Annotated in this window: 12 protein-coding genes; 6 read left to right on the top strand and 6 right to left on the bottom strand. The window is 40.0% G+C overall.

Features of this window, described 5'->3' with window-relative positions:
* Positions 1 to 70 precede the first annotated feature (70 nt).
* Positions 71 to 751: a tetratricopeptide repeat protein gene (locus H6G68_RS14420; RefSeq protein WP_190907258.1), complete on the bottom strand. Its 681-nt coding sequence runs from the start codon at positions 749 to 751 to the stop codon at positions 71 to 73.
* Positions 752 to 1,396: 645 nt separating this feature from the next.
* Here H6G68_RS14420 and H6G68_RS14415 point away from each other — a divergent pair.
* Positions 1,397 to 1,723: a YbjQ family protein gene (locus H6G68_RS14415; protein WP_127054752.1), complete on the top strand. Its 327-nt coding sequence runs from the start codon at positions 1,397 to 1,399 to the stop codon at positions 1,721 to 1,723.
* Positions 1,724 to 2,017: 294 nt separating this feature from the next.
* Entirely contained in the window at positions 2,018 to 2,653 is a 636-nt protein-coding gene (locus tag H6G68_RS14410; protein WP_190907257.1) for a hypothetical protein, read from the top strand.
* A 79-nt stretch (positions 2,654 to 2,732) separates the two neighbouring features.
* Here H6G68_RS14410 and H6G68_RS14405 read toward each other — a convergent pair whose 3' ends face one another.
* From H6G68_RS14405 to sufR, 3 genes are read right to left on the bottom strand one after another with little or no spacing between them, the layout of a single operon-like run.
* On the bottom strand, positions 2,733 to 3,308 hold the full coding sequence (locus H6G68_RS14405) for a YbhB/YbcL family Raf kinase inhibitor-like protein (protein ID WP_190907256.1): 576 nt from the start codon (positions 3,306 to 3,308) through the stop codon (positions 2,733 to 2,735).
* 16 nt (positions 3,309 to 3,324) lie between these two features.
* The gene (locus tag H6G68_RS14400; protein ID WP_190907255.1) at positions 3,325 to 3,585 is read right to left on the bottom strand and encodes a hypothetical protein; all 261 of its coding nucleotides are present in this window, start codon (positions 3,583 to 3,585) and stop codon (positions 3,325 to 3,327) included.
* A 20-nt stretch (positions 3,586 to 3,605) separates the two neighbouring features.
* Positions 3,606 to 4,289, bottom strand: a complete 684-nt coding sequence (gene sufR / locus H6G68_RS14395; protein WP_190907287.1) for an iron-sulfur cluster biosynthesis transcriptional regulator SufR — start codon at positions 4,287 to 4,289, stop codon at positions 3,606 to 3,608.
* 236 nt (positions 4,290 to 4,525) lie between these two features.
* Between sufR and sufB the strand changes: the two genes are divergently transcribed.
* The 4 genes from sufB (at position 4,526) to H6G68_RS14375 (ending at position 9,654) form a co-directional block, all read left to right on the top strand.
* Positions 4,526 to 5,965 carry a Fe-S cluster assembly protein SufB gene (gene sufB / locus H6G68_RS14390; RefSeq protein WP_190907254.1) on the top strand — a complete coding sequence of 480 codons (1,440 nt, stop codon included), beginning with the start codon at positions 4,526 to 4,528 and terminating at the stop codon, positions 5,963 to 5,965.
* An 81-nt stretch (positions 5,966 to 6,046) separates the two neighbouring features.
* A complete protein-coding gene (gene sufC, locus H6G68_RS14385) occupies positions 6,047 to 6,832 on the top strand; it encodes a Fe-S cluster assembly ATPase SufC (RefSeq protein ID WP_190907253.1) in 786 nt (261 codons plus the stop codon).
* On the top strand, positions 6,832 to 8,184 hold the full coding sequence (gene sufD / locus H6G68_RS14380) for a Fe-S cluster assembly protein SufD (protein WP_190907252.1): 1,353 nt from the start codon (positions 6,832 to 6,834) through the stop codon (positions 8,182 to 8,184). Before sufC ends, sufD begins: the two co-directional genes overlap by 1 nt.
* A 204-nt stretch (positions 8,185 to 8,388) precedes the next feature.
* On the top strand, positions 8,389 to 9,654 hold the full coding sequence (locus tag H6G68_RS14375; protein WP_190907251.1) for a cysteine desulfurase: 1,266 nt from the start codon (positions 8,389 to 8,391) through the stop codon (positions 9,652 to 9,654).
* Positions 9,655 to 10,121: 467 nt separating this feature from the next.
* Here H6G68_RS14375 and H6G68_RS14370 read toward each other — a convergent pair whose 3' ends face one another.
* Positions 10,122 to 12,242: a prolyl oligopeptidase family serine peptidase gene (locus tag H6G68_RS14370; RefSeq protein WP_190907250.1), complete on the bottom strand. Its 2,121-nt coding sequence runs from the start codon at positions 12,240 to 12,242 to the stop codon at positions 10,122 to 10,124.
* 132 nt (positions 12,243 to 12,374) lie between these two features.
* On the bottom strand, positions 12,375 to 17,453 hold the full coding sequence (locus tag H6G68_RS14365) for a hybrid sensor histidine kinase/response regulator (RefSeq protein ID WP_190907286.1): 5,079 nt from the start codon (positions 17,451 to 17,453) through the stop codon (positions 12,375 to 12,377).
* Positions 17,454 to 17,538: the final 85 nt, after the last annotated feature.

Raw genomic sequence — 17,538 nt, 5'->3', positions numbered from 1 at the left:
TTCTTCTTTCCCTACACCCTACACCCTACACCCCATACCCTTAAAATCCTACACACCACACCTTAATTAATTAACCGCCTATTTCTCGCAGTATTGCGTCTACCCTGTTTACCCCGTCTGGATCATTACCACGTCGATATAAATCGCGGGCTTTTTGTAGGACGCTGCTGGCTTGTTGTGTTTGTCGTCGCTGTTTGAACATTGAACCCATCAACTCATAAGTGCGAGGATTGTTCCTATTCAAATTAAGTGCTTGTTCATAAGCCCACTTAGCTGATTCATAGTCTCCTAGAGAGGCTTGAGTTACACCCAAACCTAAATAGGCATTAAGATTGCCACGATTTAGCTGAATCGCACGACGATAAGCCTCTTTTGCTCCAGCGGTGTCTCCTAAGTTACCTTTGATATAACCAACAGCGTAGTAAAAATCACTATTATTGGAGTCAATAGCGATCGCTCGTCGATAAGCAGCTAACGCCAATTGAAAATTCCCTTGTTGGGCATATAAGTAGCCAATCCCAGAATGTATCTTGGCATTTCTGGGGTCTATATTTGCAGCTTGCTGATAAAGTGCGATCGCCCCATTATAATCCCCTGTATCTACTAGCCTCCTCCCTTCTTCTAACAGTTCCTTTAACTGTGGGTTTCGGGCTTGTGCCACTAGTACCTCAGCTTGCGCTATCAAGGGACTAGTAGTCATGAAACATCCTAATAATAGAAAAGTTACTAAAAATGATGTTGGTTTGAACACAGTAAATTTCCTTAAAGTTTCGTAAAGTTTTTGTTTGGTACATTAAAACAAAAATATTGAATTTTGGAAAGTGTCTTTGTTCACATTTTGAAAATATTAATAATTTAGGAAATTTATCCATTGATACCGTAAATTAGGCATTTTTTTGATCCTAGGACTTAAATTTAAAAGACATATAGCATTTCCTAGTGCAGCGTGGCGAAAGTAAATACTCAGTCATATTCAACTCAAAAGCTTGTGTAATCTACTTTTTGAATTGAAAAAATCAGCCTGGAGTCGGCACTAGTTTGAATTTTGAATTAACTGCGTTACTAATCGCCTGATATCCAAATTTATCTGCGTCCATCTGCGTTTATCCTCTTTTATCTGCGGTTAAATCTTTTTTGCTGTACCTCACGAATGTGGGAATCGCCATAACAATTGCAGTTAAATTTGTGGTAGTGTCAAAACATTAGGATCACTATAACATCCAAAAAGTTCCACCAATTCTGGCAATCTGCATCAGGAAAATGCAAAATTAGAATATATGGTCTATTGCAGGAAACTCTTAACAGGCAAAAAGCTGGAAAGTCTTGTGGAATATAGATTGTATAATTAGTTTATGACCTAACCGACCTAGCAACTCCCTATTTTGGAAGTGAATTTATGCTTTTAAGTACTACTGACGTAATTCAAGGCGCTGTAATTGATTCATATTTGGGTATTGTGACAGCACAAGTCGTCTATGGTAGCAATTTCCTGCGGGATTTTTTAGCCGGCATTCGTGATATCGTCGGTGGACGTACTGGCAGCTATGAGCGCTTATTTGAACAAGGACAACGAAAAGCATTAGAAGAACTAGAACAAAGAGCGCAACGTTTAGGAGCAGATGCTGTTATTGGCATTGAAATTGATACAGGAACTATAAATGTTGACCAATCTGGGGTTTTATTACTAATTACTGCCACAGGTACAGCTGTAAAGATTCGTTAAAAATTTCCTGATTTTTTAATTAAGTAAAAGCTGAGATATTTGGATATTTTATTACCGAAAATGCAGTTTCAAAGATATAAATTTTGATATTTTCTATATCAAATGCCTGCAAGGTTTAGTTATACTATCAAACTTAAATAAGTAAATTTAAACGTTATTATTCTTACTAATGACAGAGTGATCAAGTCCTTCTATTGATAGATATAAAACCTGACAAAAAGTAATTTACTTTTAAACATAAAGCATAAATATACCTGAGAGAATTTCCTGAACTAGCAAGGGACAAAATAGACTATGTCATACGTGAATCGGGTAAATGATGATATGATACCAACCGAGACCACTATTGCGAGTCGAGTAGGTGAATATCATGATCGTGTTCGCTGGGGTCCGATAATTTCTGGTGTCTTGGTTGGTTTAGCTACACAATTGATTTTGAGTGCATTGTTTGGCGCTCTTGGAGCAGGTAGAATAGCTAACTCATTAGCACCTAGATCGATTACACCGGGTGTTGCCAGTAATGTAGGGCTTTGGTCAACTATTGCTTTGTTGATTTCCTTATTTGTTGGTGGTTGGGTAACAACCCGTGGTTGTGGACCCATGAATCGCAACACAGCACTCCTGAACGGTGCTATTCTTTGGGCAACAACATTGGCTCTTAGCTCATGGCTATTAGCAACGGGAGTAACGGGTGCTTTCGGTGTTGTTGCTGCTAACGCCGGAGACGTGATAAATCAAGTACAGCAGTCGGGTTCTCCCATACAGCAAAATGTGCCTCAGTTAACGGCTGCACAAGCTCGTGAAATTGCTGCTGCCACTTCTAGAACCTTGTGGTGGTATGTCTTTGGTTCTTTATTAGGTTTAGCTACTGCGCTCATAGGTGCAGTTGTTGGCGCTCGTACACCTCGGACTAATAATTACAATCATTAACGAATCCTTTGAAAAACTAAAAATGCTTAATTAATTGTTCAGCACCTGGAAAGGGTGCTTTTTATTTTATTATTTGATGTTAGGGTCGTTTATAACGTCCAATTAATTCTGATTTCGCCAAAACATGACCTGCCATTGCAGTTATGATTTGGGATTTACTAGCACCAGCAGCTAAACTCAACTTTTTATCTAAAGCATAAATTTGGAAAAAATAGCGATGAGTTCCACTGGGTGGACAAGGGCCACCATAACCAAAGTTGCCAAAATCATTTACTCCCTGCACCGCACCATTAGTTAGAGTTTTCTCAGCAGGAGTTTTTTCTGCTAATTGGTAAATTGTAGGTGGAATATCGTAAACAACCCAATGTACAAATGTTTGTTCAGGTGCATCTGGATCATCAACAATCAATACTAAACTTTGTGTTCCTGGTGGAACTTCATCCCAGTTAAGAGGTGGGGATAAATTTGCACCATCACAGGTATATTGAGCAGGAATTAAGCCATTATTTGTAAAAGCGCTACTTGCTAATTTCATGGTTTTCGCCTCCTGTTTTGATTGACTGCGATTACCAGCAAAACTACAACTAATCAGACATAGTCCTACTAATGCAAATGTAGCGAAGTATGGACTAATAAAAACTCGCCTTTTAGTCATAGTTTATTGATTATTTCTACCACTTTAGGTATGCAGTTTCAACCCCTTCCTCTCTTCTAATCTTGGCATCTTTTTCAAACCAGGCAATGACTTCTTGTGCAGTTAAATCTTCAATTTTTACCTGATTCTCTTGAGCAATATGTTGTAAAATTCTTAAAGAAGAAATAGTTAGTCTAGTTAAAAACTTTTCAGGAGAAGATAACAAAGCCGCATCAACTTGGGCTGATTCTTCCAGAGATAAAAATTGAGTTGATGATTGATTAGGTGCGATATCCATAAAAATTACTTTGCGATTTTTCAACTTTGCGGGAGACTTTCTTGAACCAAATAACCACAGCGATGTTCACCATGAATCAGCGAATGGGTACGCTCTACAGTACAATCTGGTAGAATAGCCGCAAACATTTCTAATTCATGACCACATACACTAGGAAAAGATTCAGCAACATTAGAAATGGCACAGGTATGTTCCACAAAAATGAATCTTTCTGCACCACTAGCATCTGATTCAACAGCGTGAAACTCCGCCATAAAACCTTCAGCCTTTCGCAATTCTATCAAAGTTGCTACTCGTTCCTGCAAAGAACCATTACCTACCCGTTCCCGATATTCTTGAGCTTTGCGTTCCCACTGTTTCCGTAAAATAGATTTTACTTGCTCACGTCCCACAGTTTCCGCTAAAGTGTCAAGGAGAGAAACAGCAAACTCGCCATAGCCGTCACTTAAGCGGTTGGCGCTTTTCTGCAAGTGTAATCTTCCCCCACGACTCAATTGATAAACGTGCTGCGGTCTGCCCATACTCGGTTGTTCTGATACCGAATAGAGAACTAGCTCCTCCGTCTCTAAATCCTTTAAATGACGGCGAATTGCTTGGGGACTGACTTCTAATACTTCCGCCAGTTCAAGAGCCGTTGCTTGTGAGTGTTTCAATAGATACTCTAGGATATCTTGCTTAGTTGAGGTCTGCTGGGTAGTCGCCATCTTCTCTACTAGACGCTTCGCAAACGTCCCAAAATAAAAAACTTTTTTCTCAAAATTTGACTTAAACAACATTGTTGTTGTTAATCTATCGTACAATGAAATTAGATTAAACAACAGCCGAGTTGTTTTAGTCATTAAACCTATTCTAGCAGTCCTGTTAGCAATCGGTAACACAAAACGGGAATCAGCTTCATGCAACCCGTCGCCCGTCCTTTAAAGAGAACACAAGAGAACCGATGAGCGCATCTGTCAAAACCTTAGTCAACCAACCTTACAAGTACGGCTTTGTTACCGATATTGAAGCTGATACTATCCCCCGTGGGTTAAGCGAAGATGTTGTCCGCCTGATTTCCGCCAAAAAGAATGAACCGGAATTCATGCTGGAGTATCGCCTCCGCGCCTACCACCAATGGCTGAAAATGACAGAACCAACTTGGTCTCATGTCAAATATCCGCCTATTAATTATCAGGATATTATTTATTATTCTGCACCGAAACAAAAGAAAGCAAAACTCAACAGTTTAGATGAAGTTGATCCCACTTTATTGGAAACCTTCGCAAAATTGGGTATTCCTTTAAATGAACAAAAGCGATTAACCAACGTTGCTGTTGATGCGATTTTTGATAGTGTTTCTGTCGCTACTACATATAAAGAGAAACTTGCCAAAGATGGCGTAATTTTCTGTTCTTTTTCGGAAGCTCTGCAAGAACATCCAGAACTGATTAAAAAATATTTGGGGAGCGTTGTTCCCATTGCTGATAATTATTTTGCAGCTTTAAATGCGGCTGTGTTCAGCGATGGTTCTTTCGTTTATATTCCCAAAGGCTTAAAATGTCCAATGGAATTGTCTACATATTTCCGCATTAATTCCGGTGATACAGGACAATTTGAACGGACTTTAATTGTCGCCGAAGAAGGTAGTTATGTTTCCTATTTAGAAGGTTGTACAGCCCCCATGTACGACAGCAACCAATTACACGCAGCAGTTGTAGAATTGGTGGCTTTAGATAATGCGGAAATTAAATATTCTACTGTGCAGAACTGGTACGCCGGCGACGCAAATGGTAAAGGTGGGATTTACAACTTTGTGACTAAACGTGGTTTGTGTCAAGGTGTGAATTCTAAAATTTCTTGGACTCAAGTAGAAACAGGTTCAGCTATTACTTGGAAGTATCCTAGTTGCGTTTTAGTGGGTGATAATTCCGTCGGTGAATTTTACTCAGTTGCGCTGACAAATAATATGCAGCAAGCTGATACTGGTAGTAAGATGATTCACGTTGGTAAAAACACCCGCAGCACCATTATTTCTAAAGGAATTTCTGCTGGTAAATCTAGCAATAGTTACCGGGGTTTGGTGAAGATTAATCCTACTGCTAAGGGTGCGAGAAATTATTCTCAATGTGACTCGATGTTAATTGGTGATAATGCTCAAGCTAATACTTTTCCTTATATTCAAGTTCAGAATAATACTGGAAAGGTTGAGCATGAAGCTTCTACTTCTAAAATTGGCGAAGATCAATTGTTCTTTTTTGCTCAACGCGGTATTTCTTCGGAAGATGCTATTTCGATGATGATTAGCGGTTTCTGTAAGGATGTTTTTAATCAGCTTCCTATGGAGTTTGCGGTTGAGGCTGATAAGTTGTTGAGTTTGAAACTAGAAGGTAGTGTGGGTTAATCTGTTTTCTTTGAGGTTTTTTTTGAATGAACCACGAAGGCACGAAGGACGCGAAGTAAGAAAAAAGAAGAGAGAGAGAAGATGATTATTGAGAATAGTGATTTGATTTTGTCGGTTAAGGATTTGACGGCTGATGTTGCTGAAACTCCAATTTTAAAGGGGTTGAATTTGGAGGTTCGGGCTGGAGAAATTCACGCGATTATGGGACCAAATGGTTCTGGGAAGAGTACGTTTTCTAAGGTTTTGGCGGGACATCCAGCTTATACTGTTACTGGTGGTGAGGTGATTTTCCAAGGACAAAATCTTTTGGAAATGGAAGCAGCAGACAGGGCTAGAGGTGGTGTGTTTTTAGCTTTCCAATATCCTCTGGAAATTCCTGGTGTGAGTAATTTGGATTTTCTGCGGGTGGCTTATAATTCTCGGAGAAAGGCTCAAGGTTTGGAAGAGGTTGACGCTTTCGATTTTGATGATTTGGTTGAGGAAAAGTTGGATATTGTGAAGATGAATTCTTCTTTTCTTAACCGCAGTGTGAATGAGGGTTTTTCTGGTGGGGAAAAGAAGCGGAATGAAATTCTGCAAATGGCGATTTTAGAACCAAAGTTGGCGATTTTAGATGAAACTGATTCTGGTTTGGATATTGACGCTCTGAAAATTGTCGCTAATGGGGTTAATCAGTTAACGAATTCCGAAAATGCCACAATTATGATTACTCACTATCAGCGTCTTCTCGATTATATTGTTCCTGATTTTGTTCATGTTATGGCGCAGGGACGCATTATTAGAAGTGGTGGTAAGGAGTTGGCGTTGGAGTTAGAATCTCGCGGCTATGATTGGGTTCTAGAAGAAGCTTTGGGAGTGGGTGTATAATGTCTATTCCAATTAATGTAGGGGTAATTCATGAATTACCCCTACAACAAAATCTGTTAGATAGAGATGCTTTTTTGACTAATTTATTAAGTCTGGTAACCACCACAAAACAAGATGGTAGGTTACAAGATTTACGCAACAGTGCTGCTAATTGGGTTCGTCATTCTGTTATCCCCAATACCCGCGAGGAAGAATGGCGATTTACTGATTTATCACCACTGAAACAGGTAACATTCAATAATAATGTAGAGACAATTCATGAATTGTCCCTACAAGATGATTTTGTTTTACCTGAAGTTTCGCAGCGGTTAGTCTTTGTAAATGGTGTTTATGCACCTAATTTATCTAACATTGCAGATTTACCTTCTGGGTTAAAAGTCGGTAATTTGGATGTTTTACCTGGTGAAGTTATCCAGGAATATTTAGCGCAAGCTGAAGGTTCTAAGGAAGTTTTTACTGCTCTTAATACTGCGGCTTTAAATGATGTCGCGGTGGTATGGGTTGGTAAAAATGTGGTAGTTGAAAATCCCATTCATTTACTATTTGTTTCTGTGTCGGGTGAATCTGCTACTATTTCTCAACCTCGCGTTTTAGTGGTAGCTGAAAGTAACTCTCAGGTAAGTTTAATTGAAGAGTATACGAACCGCAGAGACGCAGAGAACGCAGAGGAAGAGGTTTACTTCACTAATGGTGTTACGGAAATCTGGGTAAATGAAAATGCTCAGGTGAGTCACAATAGAATTGTGCGGGAAGGTGAAGCGGCTTTTCATGTTGGGAAAACAGCGGTAACTCAGGCGCGGTATAGTCGTTATAATTGTAATGCGGTGACAGTTGGTGGAAAAATATCACGTCACAATTTGGAGATTTTGCAAACTGGTGAGCAAACGGAAACGACGCTGAATGGTTTAACTGTTATTGCTGATAATCAATTGGCTGATACTCACAGTGCTTTATCTTTAAATCATCCTCATGGTGTGAGTAAACAGTTACATAAGTGCATTATAGGCGATCGCGCTCACGGTGTGTTCAATGGTAAGGTTTTCGTTCCTAAACCCGCACAGTTAACCGACGCAGCACAGCTAAACCGCAATTTGCTGTTATCATCTAAGTCGAGAATTGACACCAAACCTCAATTAGAAATCACTGCTGATAATGTTAAATGCGCTCACGGTGCTACTGTCAGTCAGTTAGAAGATGATCAAATATTCTACTTGCAAAGTCGCGGTATTGATGAAAATAATGCCCGTAAGTTATTAGTTAATGCTTTCGCGACAGAAATTATTAACTTCATACCTGTTCCTTATTTGCGTGAGAGTTTGTTGAAAACCGTCACAAGTCTCACGAATAAATAAATGCCTTGTACTAAAGTACAAGGGAATTTATTCCTTGGCGGGTTAAATGAGAAGCCTTGCACTAAAGTACAAGTCTCATAGCTAAAGTTCGTTAAAACGAACTAAATTTCTGAATAATTAATAGTCGGTTTTAACCGACTTTTGCTATTAGCCAGGGAATTTATTCCTTGGCAGGTTAAAATTCTCCTGAACTCTTTATTAAAAATGGTCATTACTTCTACCAAAAGTCTAGCTGATAAAGTTCGCTCTGACTTCCCAATTTTACATCAGGAAGTTCACGGTAAACCCCTGGTTTATCTCGATAATGCGGCTACTTCTCAAAAGCCTTTCGCTGTATTAAATGCTTGGCGTGATTATTACGAACAATATAACTCCAATGTCCATCGTGGCGCACATTTTTTGAGTGCAAAAGCCACTGATGCTTATGAAGCAGCAAGAGATAAAATTGCTAAATTTATTAATGCAAAATCACGCCAAGAAATTGTTTACACCCGCAACGCTAGTGAAGCAATTAACTTAGTAGCTTATAGTTGGGGAATGAGCAATTTACAGCCAGGAGATGAAATTATTCTCTCGGTAATGGAACACCATAGTAATATTGTTCCTTGGCAATTTGTCGCTCAAAAAACAGGCGCGGTATTGAAGTTTGTCGAATTAACACCGGAAGGAACTTTTGATTTAGAACAGTTCAAAACTCTGATTTCTGAGAAAACAAAACTGGTGTCTATCGTTCATGTTTCTAATACTTTGGGTTGTATAAATCCAGCCAAAGAAATCGCCGAAATTGCTCACAGGTACGGTGCGAAATTCTTACTGGATGCTTGTCAAAGTGTCCCCCATATGCCTATTGATGTCCAAGAACTAGACTGTGATTGGTTGGTAGCTTCTGGACATAAAATGTGCGCTCCCACTGGCATCGGCTTTTTGTATGGTAAGTTGGAATTACTAGAAGCAATGCCGCCATTTTTCGGTGGTGGTGAAATGATTGCTGAGGTATATTTAGACCATTCTACCTATGCAGAATTACCCCATAAATTTGAAGCGGGTACTCCAGCAATTGGGGAAGCGATCGCTCTTGGTGCAGCGATAGATTATCTTACTAATATCGGTATGGATAAAATCCATGCTTATGAAGCCGAATTAACTGCTTATTTGTTCGCGCAATTAAAGCAAATACCCCAAATTAGAATCTATGGACCAAAACCTAATGCGGAAGGAGAAGGTAGAGCCGCATTAGCAGCTTTTACAGCAGAGGGTGTTCACGCGAATGATTTAGCAACTTTGTTAGATCAAGAAGGTGTGGCTATACGTTCTGGACATCATTGTACTCAACCATTACACCGTTATTTAAGTTTAGCGGGAACTGCACGAGCAAGTTTATCTTTTTACAATACCCGTGAAGAAATTGATGTTTTCATCAAAGCTTTGAAGGAGACTTTGGACTTTTTTGCTGGTGTGTTTGCTGAGTAAATGTAGGGTGGGTATTTCCCACCTTTTTTTATGAAAGAATGTTTCTCACGCAGAGACGCAGAGGCGCAAAGAGAATATTATAGAGATAGGTAAGATTTTAGAGATTTTATCTAGTATCGTGATGGAATAGGTATTGTATATTAATAGACAGATTAAGAAATAGTGAATTAGGTGAACGGCAACAAGAGACATAAAACCCCAGCCTGAGTCCCCTCAAGAGTTTGAGTTGCATAACTAATATTACGTCGCTGCACTATCATCCTGTCCGCTAACTCTGCCGAATTATTATGCTTTCGTCTATTCAGGATGCTCTAAAACATATAACAACTCGGAACTTTTTATCCGCGTTAATCGTTTTCGCTCATCCAATTAAAGTATTATCAACAAGGTGTAAGAGCTATGATGCTTATAGAGTCTATGTTTCAGCCAGTTTCGTAGCCCCCTTAGGGGAATTCCCCACCCAAAAATTAAACCTCAACCCCCAAAACCCTCACCAAAAACCCCCACTTATCCGCCGCTTCCTCAATAATTTTCGCAGTTGGTTTACCCGCACCATGTCCCGCTTTTGTTTCAATTCTAATTAAAACAGGTGCATCACCAATATGACATTCTTGCAAAGCCGCAGCAAACTTAAAACTATGAGCAGGAACTACTCTATCATCATGATCTGCGGTAGTAATTAAAGTAGCGGGGTAAGCTGTCCCCGGCTGCAAATTATGCAGTGGTGAATAAGCATAAAGAGTTTTAAATTCCTCCACATTTTCCGCAGAACCATATTCAGCCACCCAAGCCCAACCAATAGTAAATTGATGGAAACGCAACATATCCATGACACCCACTGCGGGTAAAGCAGCAGCAAATAAATCAGGGCGTTGTATCATACAAACTCCCACCAACAAACCGCCATTACTACCACCACCAATAGCTAACTTTTTAGGTTGGGTGTAATTATTAGTAATTAACCATTCCGCAGCCGCAATAAAATCATCAAACACATTTTGCTTTTTCTCCTTCATTCCGGCTTGATGCCATTCTTCCCCATATTCACCACCACCACGCAAATTAGGGACAGCATACACACCACCCATTTCCATCCATACCAAGAGACTTACAGAAAAATTAGGAGTTAAGGAAATACTAAAACCACCATATCCATAGAGATAAGTTGGGTTATTCCTATCTAATTTAATGCCTTTTTTATGAGTGATAAACATCGGTACTTGTGTACCATCTTTACTTTTATAAAAAACTTGTTTAGTCTCATATTCATCAGCATTAAAATCTACCTTGGGCTGACGGAAAATTTCACTTTTACCCGTTTTCATGTCGTATCGGTAGATAGTTCCTGGTGCGGTAAAGCTGGTGAAACTATAAAAAGTTTCTGTATCATGACGCTTACCACTAAATCCACCAGCAGAACCAATTCTGGGTAATTCTACTTCTCTAACGAAGTTACCTTTTAGGTCAAATATTTTAATTTGGCTATGAGCATCTTGGAGATAATCAGCGACAAATTGATTATTTAAAATGCCTACGCTTTCTAATGTTTCCGCTGTTTGAGGAATAATTTCTTGCCAATTTTCTAATGTAGTATTGTTAGTATCAATAGCAATAACTTTGCCTCGTGGTGCATTTAAATCGGTGCGAAAATAGAAAACGCTATCATCATTATCAATGAAGCTGTAATCTGCATCAAATTGATTAATTAATTCGACAACTTCCGAATTAGGGTTAGTCAAATCTTTGTAAAAAACCAAGTTTCTAGAATCAGTTCCTAACCAAACAGAAATAATCAAATATTTGCCATCTTCTGTAACTTCACCACTAAAACCCCATTCTTTTTGATCAGGACGATGGTAAATTAAGATATCATCTGCTTGTGGTGTGCCAAGTTTATGGTAATAAAGCTTTTGGTAATAATTAATATCTGTCTTGGAAAATTGCTCCTCTTGGGGTCTCTCCAAGACCGCATTTTCCGCTTCTAATTTGGTTTTTTCACTTTGCTCATTATAACGACTGTAAAAAAAACCCTGATGATCATGAGTCCAAGATGCATTAGAAAATTTAACCCATTGCAAATGGTCTTTTAAATCTTCACCTGTTTCAATATCTCTAACTTTCCATTCTTGCCAATCTGAACCAGAAGTAGATAAACCATAAGCTAAAAGTTTACCATTTTCACTAATTGCAATTCCCGAAAGAGCAACAGTTCCATCTTCTGAAAGTTTATTGGGGTCGAGTAAAACTCTTGGTTCTGCATCTAAGGAGGGGAGAGTATAGAGAACACTTTGGTTTTGCAGTCCATCATTTTTGAAATAAAAGTAAGTTTCACCTTCTTTAAAAGGAGTACCATACTTTTCATAATCCCAAAGTTTGGTAAGACGCTGTTTAATTTTTTCCCTAGCTGGAATCTCGTTTAAGTAACCAAATGTAACTTGATTTTGTGCCTCAATCCAAGCTTTTGTATCCTCTGTATCAGGGTCTTCTAAAGCGCGGTAAGGATCTGCAACTACAGTACCGTGATAATTATCAACTTGATTGCTTTTGTTCGTATTGGGATAGGAGAGGGGTTTTTTAGAGTCAGACATAGTTATAGAAATGATGGACGTGCATTCTCTATTCTCCCCATATCCGCATTTTTAGGCTACTATCCAGGAATAGAAATTGGAGGCAGAAAAAGAGTTTTCCCTCTTGCGCCCTTTCCTCTTCCCAATTCCCACTTAAGCCGTAACGAGTTTTTCTCCTTTCAACATTCTTGAAGCAGCTTCTAGAAGTGCTTCTTCTAGATATGGTTTAGTGAAGTAGCCGCTGGCACCGAGTTGAACTGCCATTTGTCGATGTTTGTCTGCACCCCGTGAGGTGAGCATGGCAATGGGCAGGTGGTTAAGAGTACTATCTTTTTGAATGCGTGATAGCAATTCCAGTCCATCACAGCGGGGCATTTCGATGTCGCAGAAGACGATATCGCATGGCAGCCCGGAACGGAGTTTATCCCAAGCTTCCTGACCATCACGCGCCTGTTCAACGCGATAACCTGCCTTAGTAAAGGTAAGAGAAAGCAACTCCCGGACAGTAATGGAGTCATCGATAATCAGTACTGTTGGCTCAATCTTAGCCTCTGGAGTTTCAGGGAGCGAAGGAGTAGTTTTCCGTTGCCAAGAACCGCCACCAATTTGTTTGGACATCTTGCCTTGGAAGATGTCAATGATTTCCAAAACGTCGGCAATGGGCATAATGCGACCATCACCGAGAACTGTAGCACCAGCTACACCGCTAGGTTTGGGAGCAGGCCCTTCAAATTGCTTAATAACAATTTCTTGTTCACTTAGTACTTGGTCAATCTGTAGAGCAACCATTGTATTTCCTGAACGGACTACAACTACAGAAACCATGTCATCTTCTCTGGTGGCGCTATAGACATTACCGCGACTAATCTGGCGATTAAAGGCTAGAATTTCCTTTAGAGGACGGAATGGTAGGGCTGTATCCCGCCAAAAAATAAATGGTTGTCCATCAGCATCTTGCTGAATATCGGTGACGGGAATATCTAGTGTGTCTTCTACTCCGTCCATTGGGAAGGCGATTCTTGACTTATCGGAGACACAGCAGAGAGCTTTACAAATACTCAGGGTGAGTGGTAGACGAATGGTGAAGGTGGTTCCTTTGCCCAGGGTGGAGTCAGTAGTAACTGTGCCACGAATTTCGTTAATGTTGTTCTCGACTACGTTCATGCCTACACCCCGACCTTTGATATCATCAATCTCATCGGCAGTGCTAAAATCAGGCACGAACAAAAGTTCATAAACTTCTTGGCGAGACATCCTTTGAGCCTCTTCTAGTGTAATTACACCTCTTTCAATCGCCTTGTGTTTGACAATTTCGTGGTTGATACCAGCGCCATCATCAGCCACAGAAATTACAGTTTGGTTGCCCTGGTGGAAAGCACAGATGGTAATGATGCCCACGGGTGATTTACCAGCAGCTTTCCGTACTTCTGGAGTTTCAATACCGTGAGCGATCGCATTATTGAGCATATGAGTGAGCGGGTCAGTCAGATGATCTAAAATCATCTTGTCAATTAATGTGTCTGCACCTTCTGCTACCAACTCTACTTGTTTGCCGCACTTGATGCCGTTATCGCGCACACCTCGTCGCAAGCGATCTACAGCTTGAGCAAAAGGTACCATTCGCGCTCTGGTTAGTCCTTCTTGTAGCTGAGTTGTGACTTGGCGGAATTGCCTTGCTACGCGCTCGGTTTCTTCGGTGACAAAGTCAATATCACTGGCTGACTCACGGACTCGAACAATGAACTCTATTGTCTCTTGGGATAATGTATGGAAAAGGGTAAAGTGATCCATTTCTAGCTCACTAAAACCCCGATCTTGAGAATTTCCTGATGAGTGGCTGTGTCCTTTGGAGCGGCTGCGGCTGGTGAGGAGAGAGGCTTCTAATAGCGATCGCTCGTATAATTCCTGCATCCTTGCTCCTACATCCGACAGATGTTGTACTTGTATCAGCAAGTTATCTAGTGACTGCCGCAGACGTTCATGATCCTGTTCTAATGTATTGCGATTGACTACCAACTCCCCAACTAAGTTACTCATCTCATCCAGTTGCTTGACTGGAATCTTCATGCTTTCTTCTCTAGTCACACGACGAGTATTGGGACGTTGTGTTTTGGTGCTGTTGGATTTGGACCCTCTCCCTTGGGCGTTCATTGTTTGATCCGCTTTTCTCAGCAGTTCTTCCAATTCCTTAAAGTCATCATCAACCTTTTCTGAGCCTAAACCAGCATTATTAGATTTTGCTAAGACTCTTGGAGTCAATGCTGGCTGTACTTTAGGCATTTCTGTAGCTTCAAAATTGTCTGTACCCAGCAATGCTACTAAAGCGTCAAAATCTGTGTCTGGTATGGAGACAGAATTGGTAACGCATTCTGATGGATCATCTAGTAATGCGTCTAAAAAGGCAAATTCATCTGGGGAGGAGAACTCATTTTCATCGCTTTGGGCTGCTGTAGTTTCTACTTCTGATTCTTCAGCATTTTCTTCCCCAAACATCAGGTGAGCTTCATTTGTCTCACTCACTATTTGCTGTTCTGCTGATGCATTTGCTGTGATTTTGTCTTCTTCCCAACTCAACTCAGAGAAATCAAAATCTGAGGCTGTGTCGATATTTTCTGCTGACTGACTCTCTAAGTAGTCAATGCTGTGAATATTAGCAATTAACTCTTCTTGATTTGTTGTCTCTGGTAAATCAGCGATTAAATTGAATATTTCTGTTTCCGGCACATTTATTTCTGTAAATGCCTCACCATCTACCGAAATTTCGCTCACCTCTGTCTGGTCAATCAGACTGATATCTTTGGTATCCTGCTGAATATTAGCTGAGTGATTTACTGCTATATCTTCTAAGGAAACTGAGAAATCCTGACTGCTGTCGTCCTCAAAATTCCCAAACACATCTAGTTCCAGATCAACTGATGTTTCCAGAGACTGGTTAGTAAATTGTGGTATGAAATCCACCGCTTCTGGCTCTTGTGAGAAACTCTGAATTTCTGGTAAGGACAATTCACCATTATCAATGCTGAGGGAAGAAGCAAAATCAGCAAAGAAGTCATCCTCTCCATCTGATGTGAATATAATATTTCCTACTTGTTCTTCTTCCGGAAAGTCAAAATCTCCCAGGTAAGTGTCGTCGAGGAAGGAATGCTGACTATCACCTACAGCTTCTCCAGATGCAGATGCAAATATACTTTCTTCTAATTCCCTAGCCACATCTTGCTCAACTACAGCTATTTCCTGTATTGGTGCTGCCTCTGTATAGTTCCAGAAGTTGTTGAAATCGTCTGACGCAGAGGAAACTTCTGTTGCTGTTGTTTCTGCTAAAGCAAATATATCATCAGCGGCGGAATCATCAATTGGTTGGATTGTATTGTTTTCTAGTTCATCAAACAGAGTATCCAAAGACAAGCTTTCTGGTTGAGATTGGGTTTCTTCTGAGTCTATAGTTTCACTAGGGATAAGTTCTTCAAGAGGATCGGTATTCGTAGTTGCTGATAAAAAGTCATCAAAACTATTGTTAGGTACGGTAGATATTTCTGTGCTAGGAATAATTTCTAGTTCTGCTGAAGTGACTTCCTGTATATCCAAAAATTGATTTTCGTCGAATATCTGTCCCAATGTGTCTGCTTCTGCCTGATTAATATTGACATTTTTGGGAGCGATTTCTACAGATAACTGTGGCAATTCGTTAAAAGTTACTGTCGATTCTTCATTGGCAACATCATCCAGGAAAAATTCTAATGGACTAACAATATTATTAGTTTCTGTGGTTTGAGGATTTGTGATTTGATTGTTCGGTTCTAAAAATTCTTGTTCAAAAAACTCTTTACCAAATATTGTATGTAGGTCTTCTGTAATGTGGGGAAGATTTTGACGACGATCATTATTTTTAGGATCATCTAATGACAGAAATTCTTTTAAGTCGTCGTCATCTTCATCTTCTAAATCACCGTTACTAATTTCTAATTGATGGATATTGATATAGGGTATTTCTGGTTGTTGCCAAGTTTTATCTATGTCGAGAGTATCGTCTTTAAATATCTCAGCTAGAGTATGTAACTCGGCAGCGCCTACGTTCAGTCCCTCGGTATCAATAATATTACTATTTCTGTTGAGTGTTTCGTCTTGATGAGTAAAGAAGGGGTGAGAAATTGTTATATCTGATAGATCAACCTGGATATCGCTGGTTTCTGCTGGTAGGGTTAGTTCTTCTGTTGGTGCAAATATAATTGTGCTGCTTTCTTCTAGCGGCAAAGATTCTGTATGTATTTCTAGAGTACTAGTAGATGCTGTTAATGCTTGTGGTTCTTCATCAACGGAATCAAAATTTAGTGTGAAGAAATCCAATTCTGGAATCAGTTCCAGTGCTTCTAGTTGGCGACTAGTGGCAATTTGGGCTTCTTTTCCTTGGAGAACTAATTCTTGGGCTTGTTTGATTTCGGTAATTACGATTTTGGCTAAAGTCAGATAGCTATTGTCTGGATTTGCGATCGCATTGGCTGCTGATTGAGATAAACTGCACCAATTGGGTAAATTTAATTTTTCACCCAGTTTTACTAACCGATGACAGCATTCCTGGAGCTTTTCTCGTGATGATGGTGTGGTACTTTGTTTAAACAGTTGCAACATTTCCCGCAGGGATTGCAGCACCTGGTTTTGAAATTCTGACCAATTATCATTTCTACTCTCTGCTACCAGAGGTTTCTGTTCTTGTGGTGTTGATACAGGAGCCTGATGTTGAAGTTTGGTAGATGCGGAACCGATCGGTTGGATGATGGTTGGGTATTCAGCAACTGTGGCTGCATTACTCCCTGGTTGTACAAGTAGTTCTAAATGCTGAATCAGCCATTCAAAGACTGGTTCAGTTTCTGACATCAAGGTATTCGCCGTTTCGTCTGAAAGACCAAAGGGACTACTAAGATGGTCTAATAAAGATCTCAATGTATCAGCAACACCAAGAAATAGTGACTCTAACTTTTGGTCAACTTGTACTGGATGTTCTTTGAGAACTTTGAAACAATCTTCCAAGCGGTGAGACGTGTGCTGGATACTACTCAACCCCAGCATGGCCGCCCCTCCTTTGATGGAGTGAGCAGCCCGGAAGACTTCTTTGATCATTTCTGGGTCGTTGAGAGTATCTTGGAGCTTCAGTAACCCCTGCTCAATGGTATTCAGGTGTTCTCTGGCTTCTTCGATAAAGTAACCCAAAATCTTCTGTTGTTGTTCCGGCTGCATCTGCATAAGAATAAAGGATGAATGAATATAGGCCGTAAATCCCCGTACTCTACATGAGAAACATAGGGTTAGGATTAAGTCTGAA

Source organism: Anabaena catenula FACHB-362, from assembly GCF_014698735.1.
GTDB classification, from domain to species: Bacteria; Cyanobacteriota; Cyanobacteriia; order Cyanobacteriales; family Nostocaceae; genus Anabaena; species Anabaena variabilis_A.
The sequence above is the reverse complement of the archived record's forward strand: the minus strand, read 5'-3'. Positions and strand labels throughout refer to the sequence as shown.

What these genes read in the sequence shown, in the direction of transcription:
- H6G68_RS14415 (WP_127054752.1), top strand. Translation starts at nt 1,397, where the DNA reads ATGCTTTTAAGTACTACTGACGTAATTCAAGGCGCTGTAATTGATTCA.
- H6G68_RS14410 (WP_190907257.1), top strand. Translation starts at nt 2,018, where the DNA reads ATGTCATACGTGAATCGGGTAAATGATGATATGATACCAACCGAGACC.
- H6G68_RS14405 (WP_190907256.1), bottom strand. Translation starts at nt 3,308, where the DNA reads ATGACTAAAAGGCGAGTTTTTATTAGTCCATACTTCGCTACATTTGCA.
- H6G68_RS14400 (WP_190907255.1), bottom strand. Translation starts at nt 3,585, where the DNA reads ATGGATATCGCACCTAATCAATCATCAACTCAATTTTTATCTCTGGAA.
- sufR (WP_190907287.1), bottom strand. Translation starts at nt 4,289, where the DNA reads ATGGCGACTACCCAGCAGACCTCAACTAAGCAAGATATCCTAGAGTAT.
- sufB (WP_190907254.1), top strand. Translation starts at nt 4,526, where the DNA reads ATGAGCGCATCTGTCAAAACCTTAGTCAACCAACCTTACAAGTACGGC.
- sufC (WP_190907253.1), top strand. Translation starts at nt 6,047, where the DNA reads ATGATTATTGAGAATAGTGATTTGATTTTGTCGGTTAAGGATTTGACG.
- sufD (WP_190907252.1), top strand. Translation starts at nt 6,832, where the DNA reads ATGTCTATTCCAATTAATGTAGGGGTAATTCATGAATTACCCCTACAA.
- H6G68_RS14375 (WP_190907251.1), top strand. Translation starts at nt 8,389, where the DNA reads ATGGTCATTACTTCTACCAAAAGTCTAGCTGATAAAGTTCGCTCTGAC.
- H6G68_RS14370 (WP_190907250.1), bottom strand. Translation starts at nt 12,242, where the DNA reads ATGTCTGACTCTAAAAAACCCCTCTCCTATCCCAATACGAACAAAAGC.
- H6G68_RS14365 (WP_190907286.1), bottom strand. Translation starts at nt 17,453, where the DNA reads ATGCAGCCGGAACAACAACAGAAGATTTTGGGTTACTTTATCGAAGAA.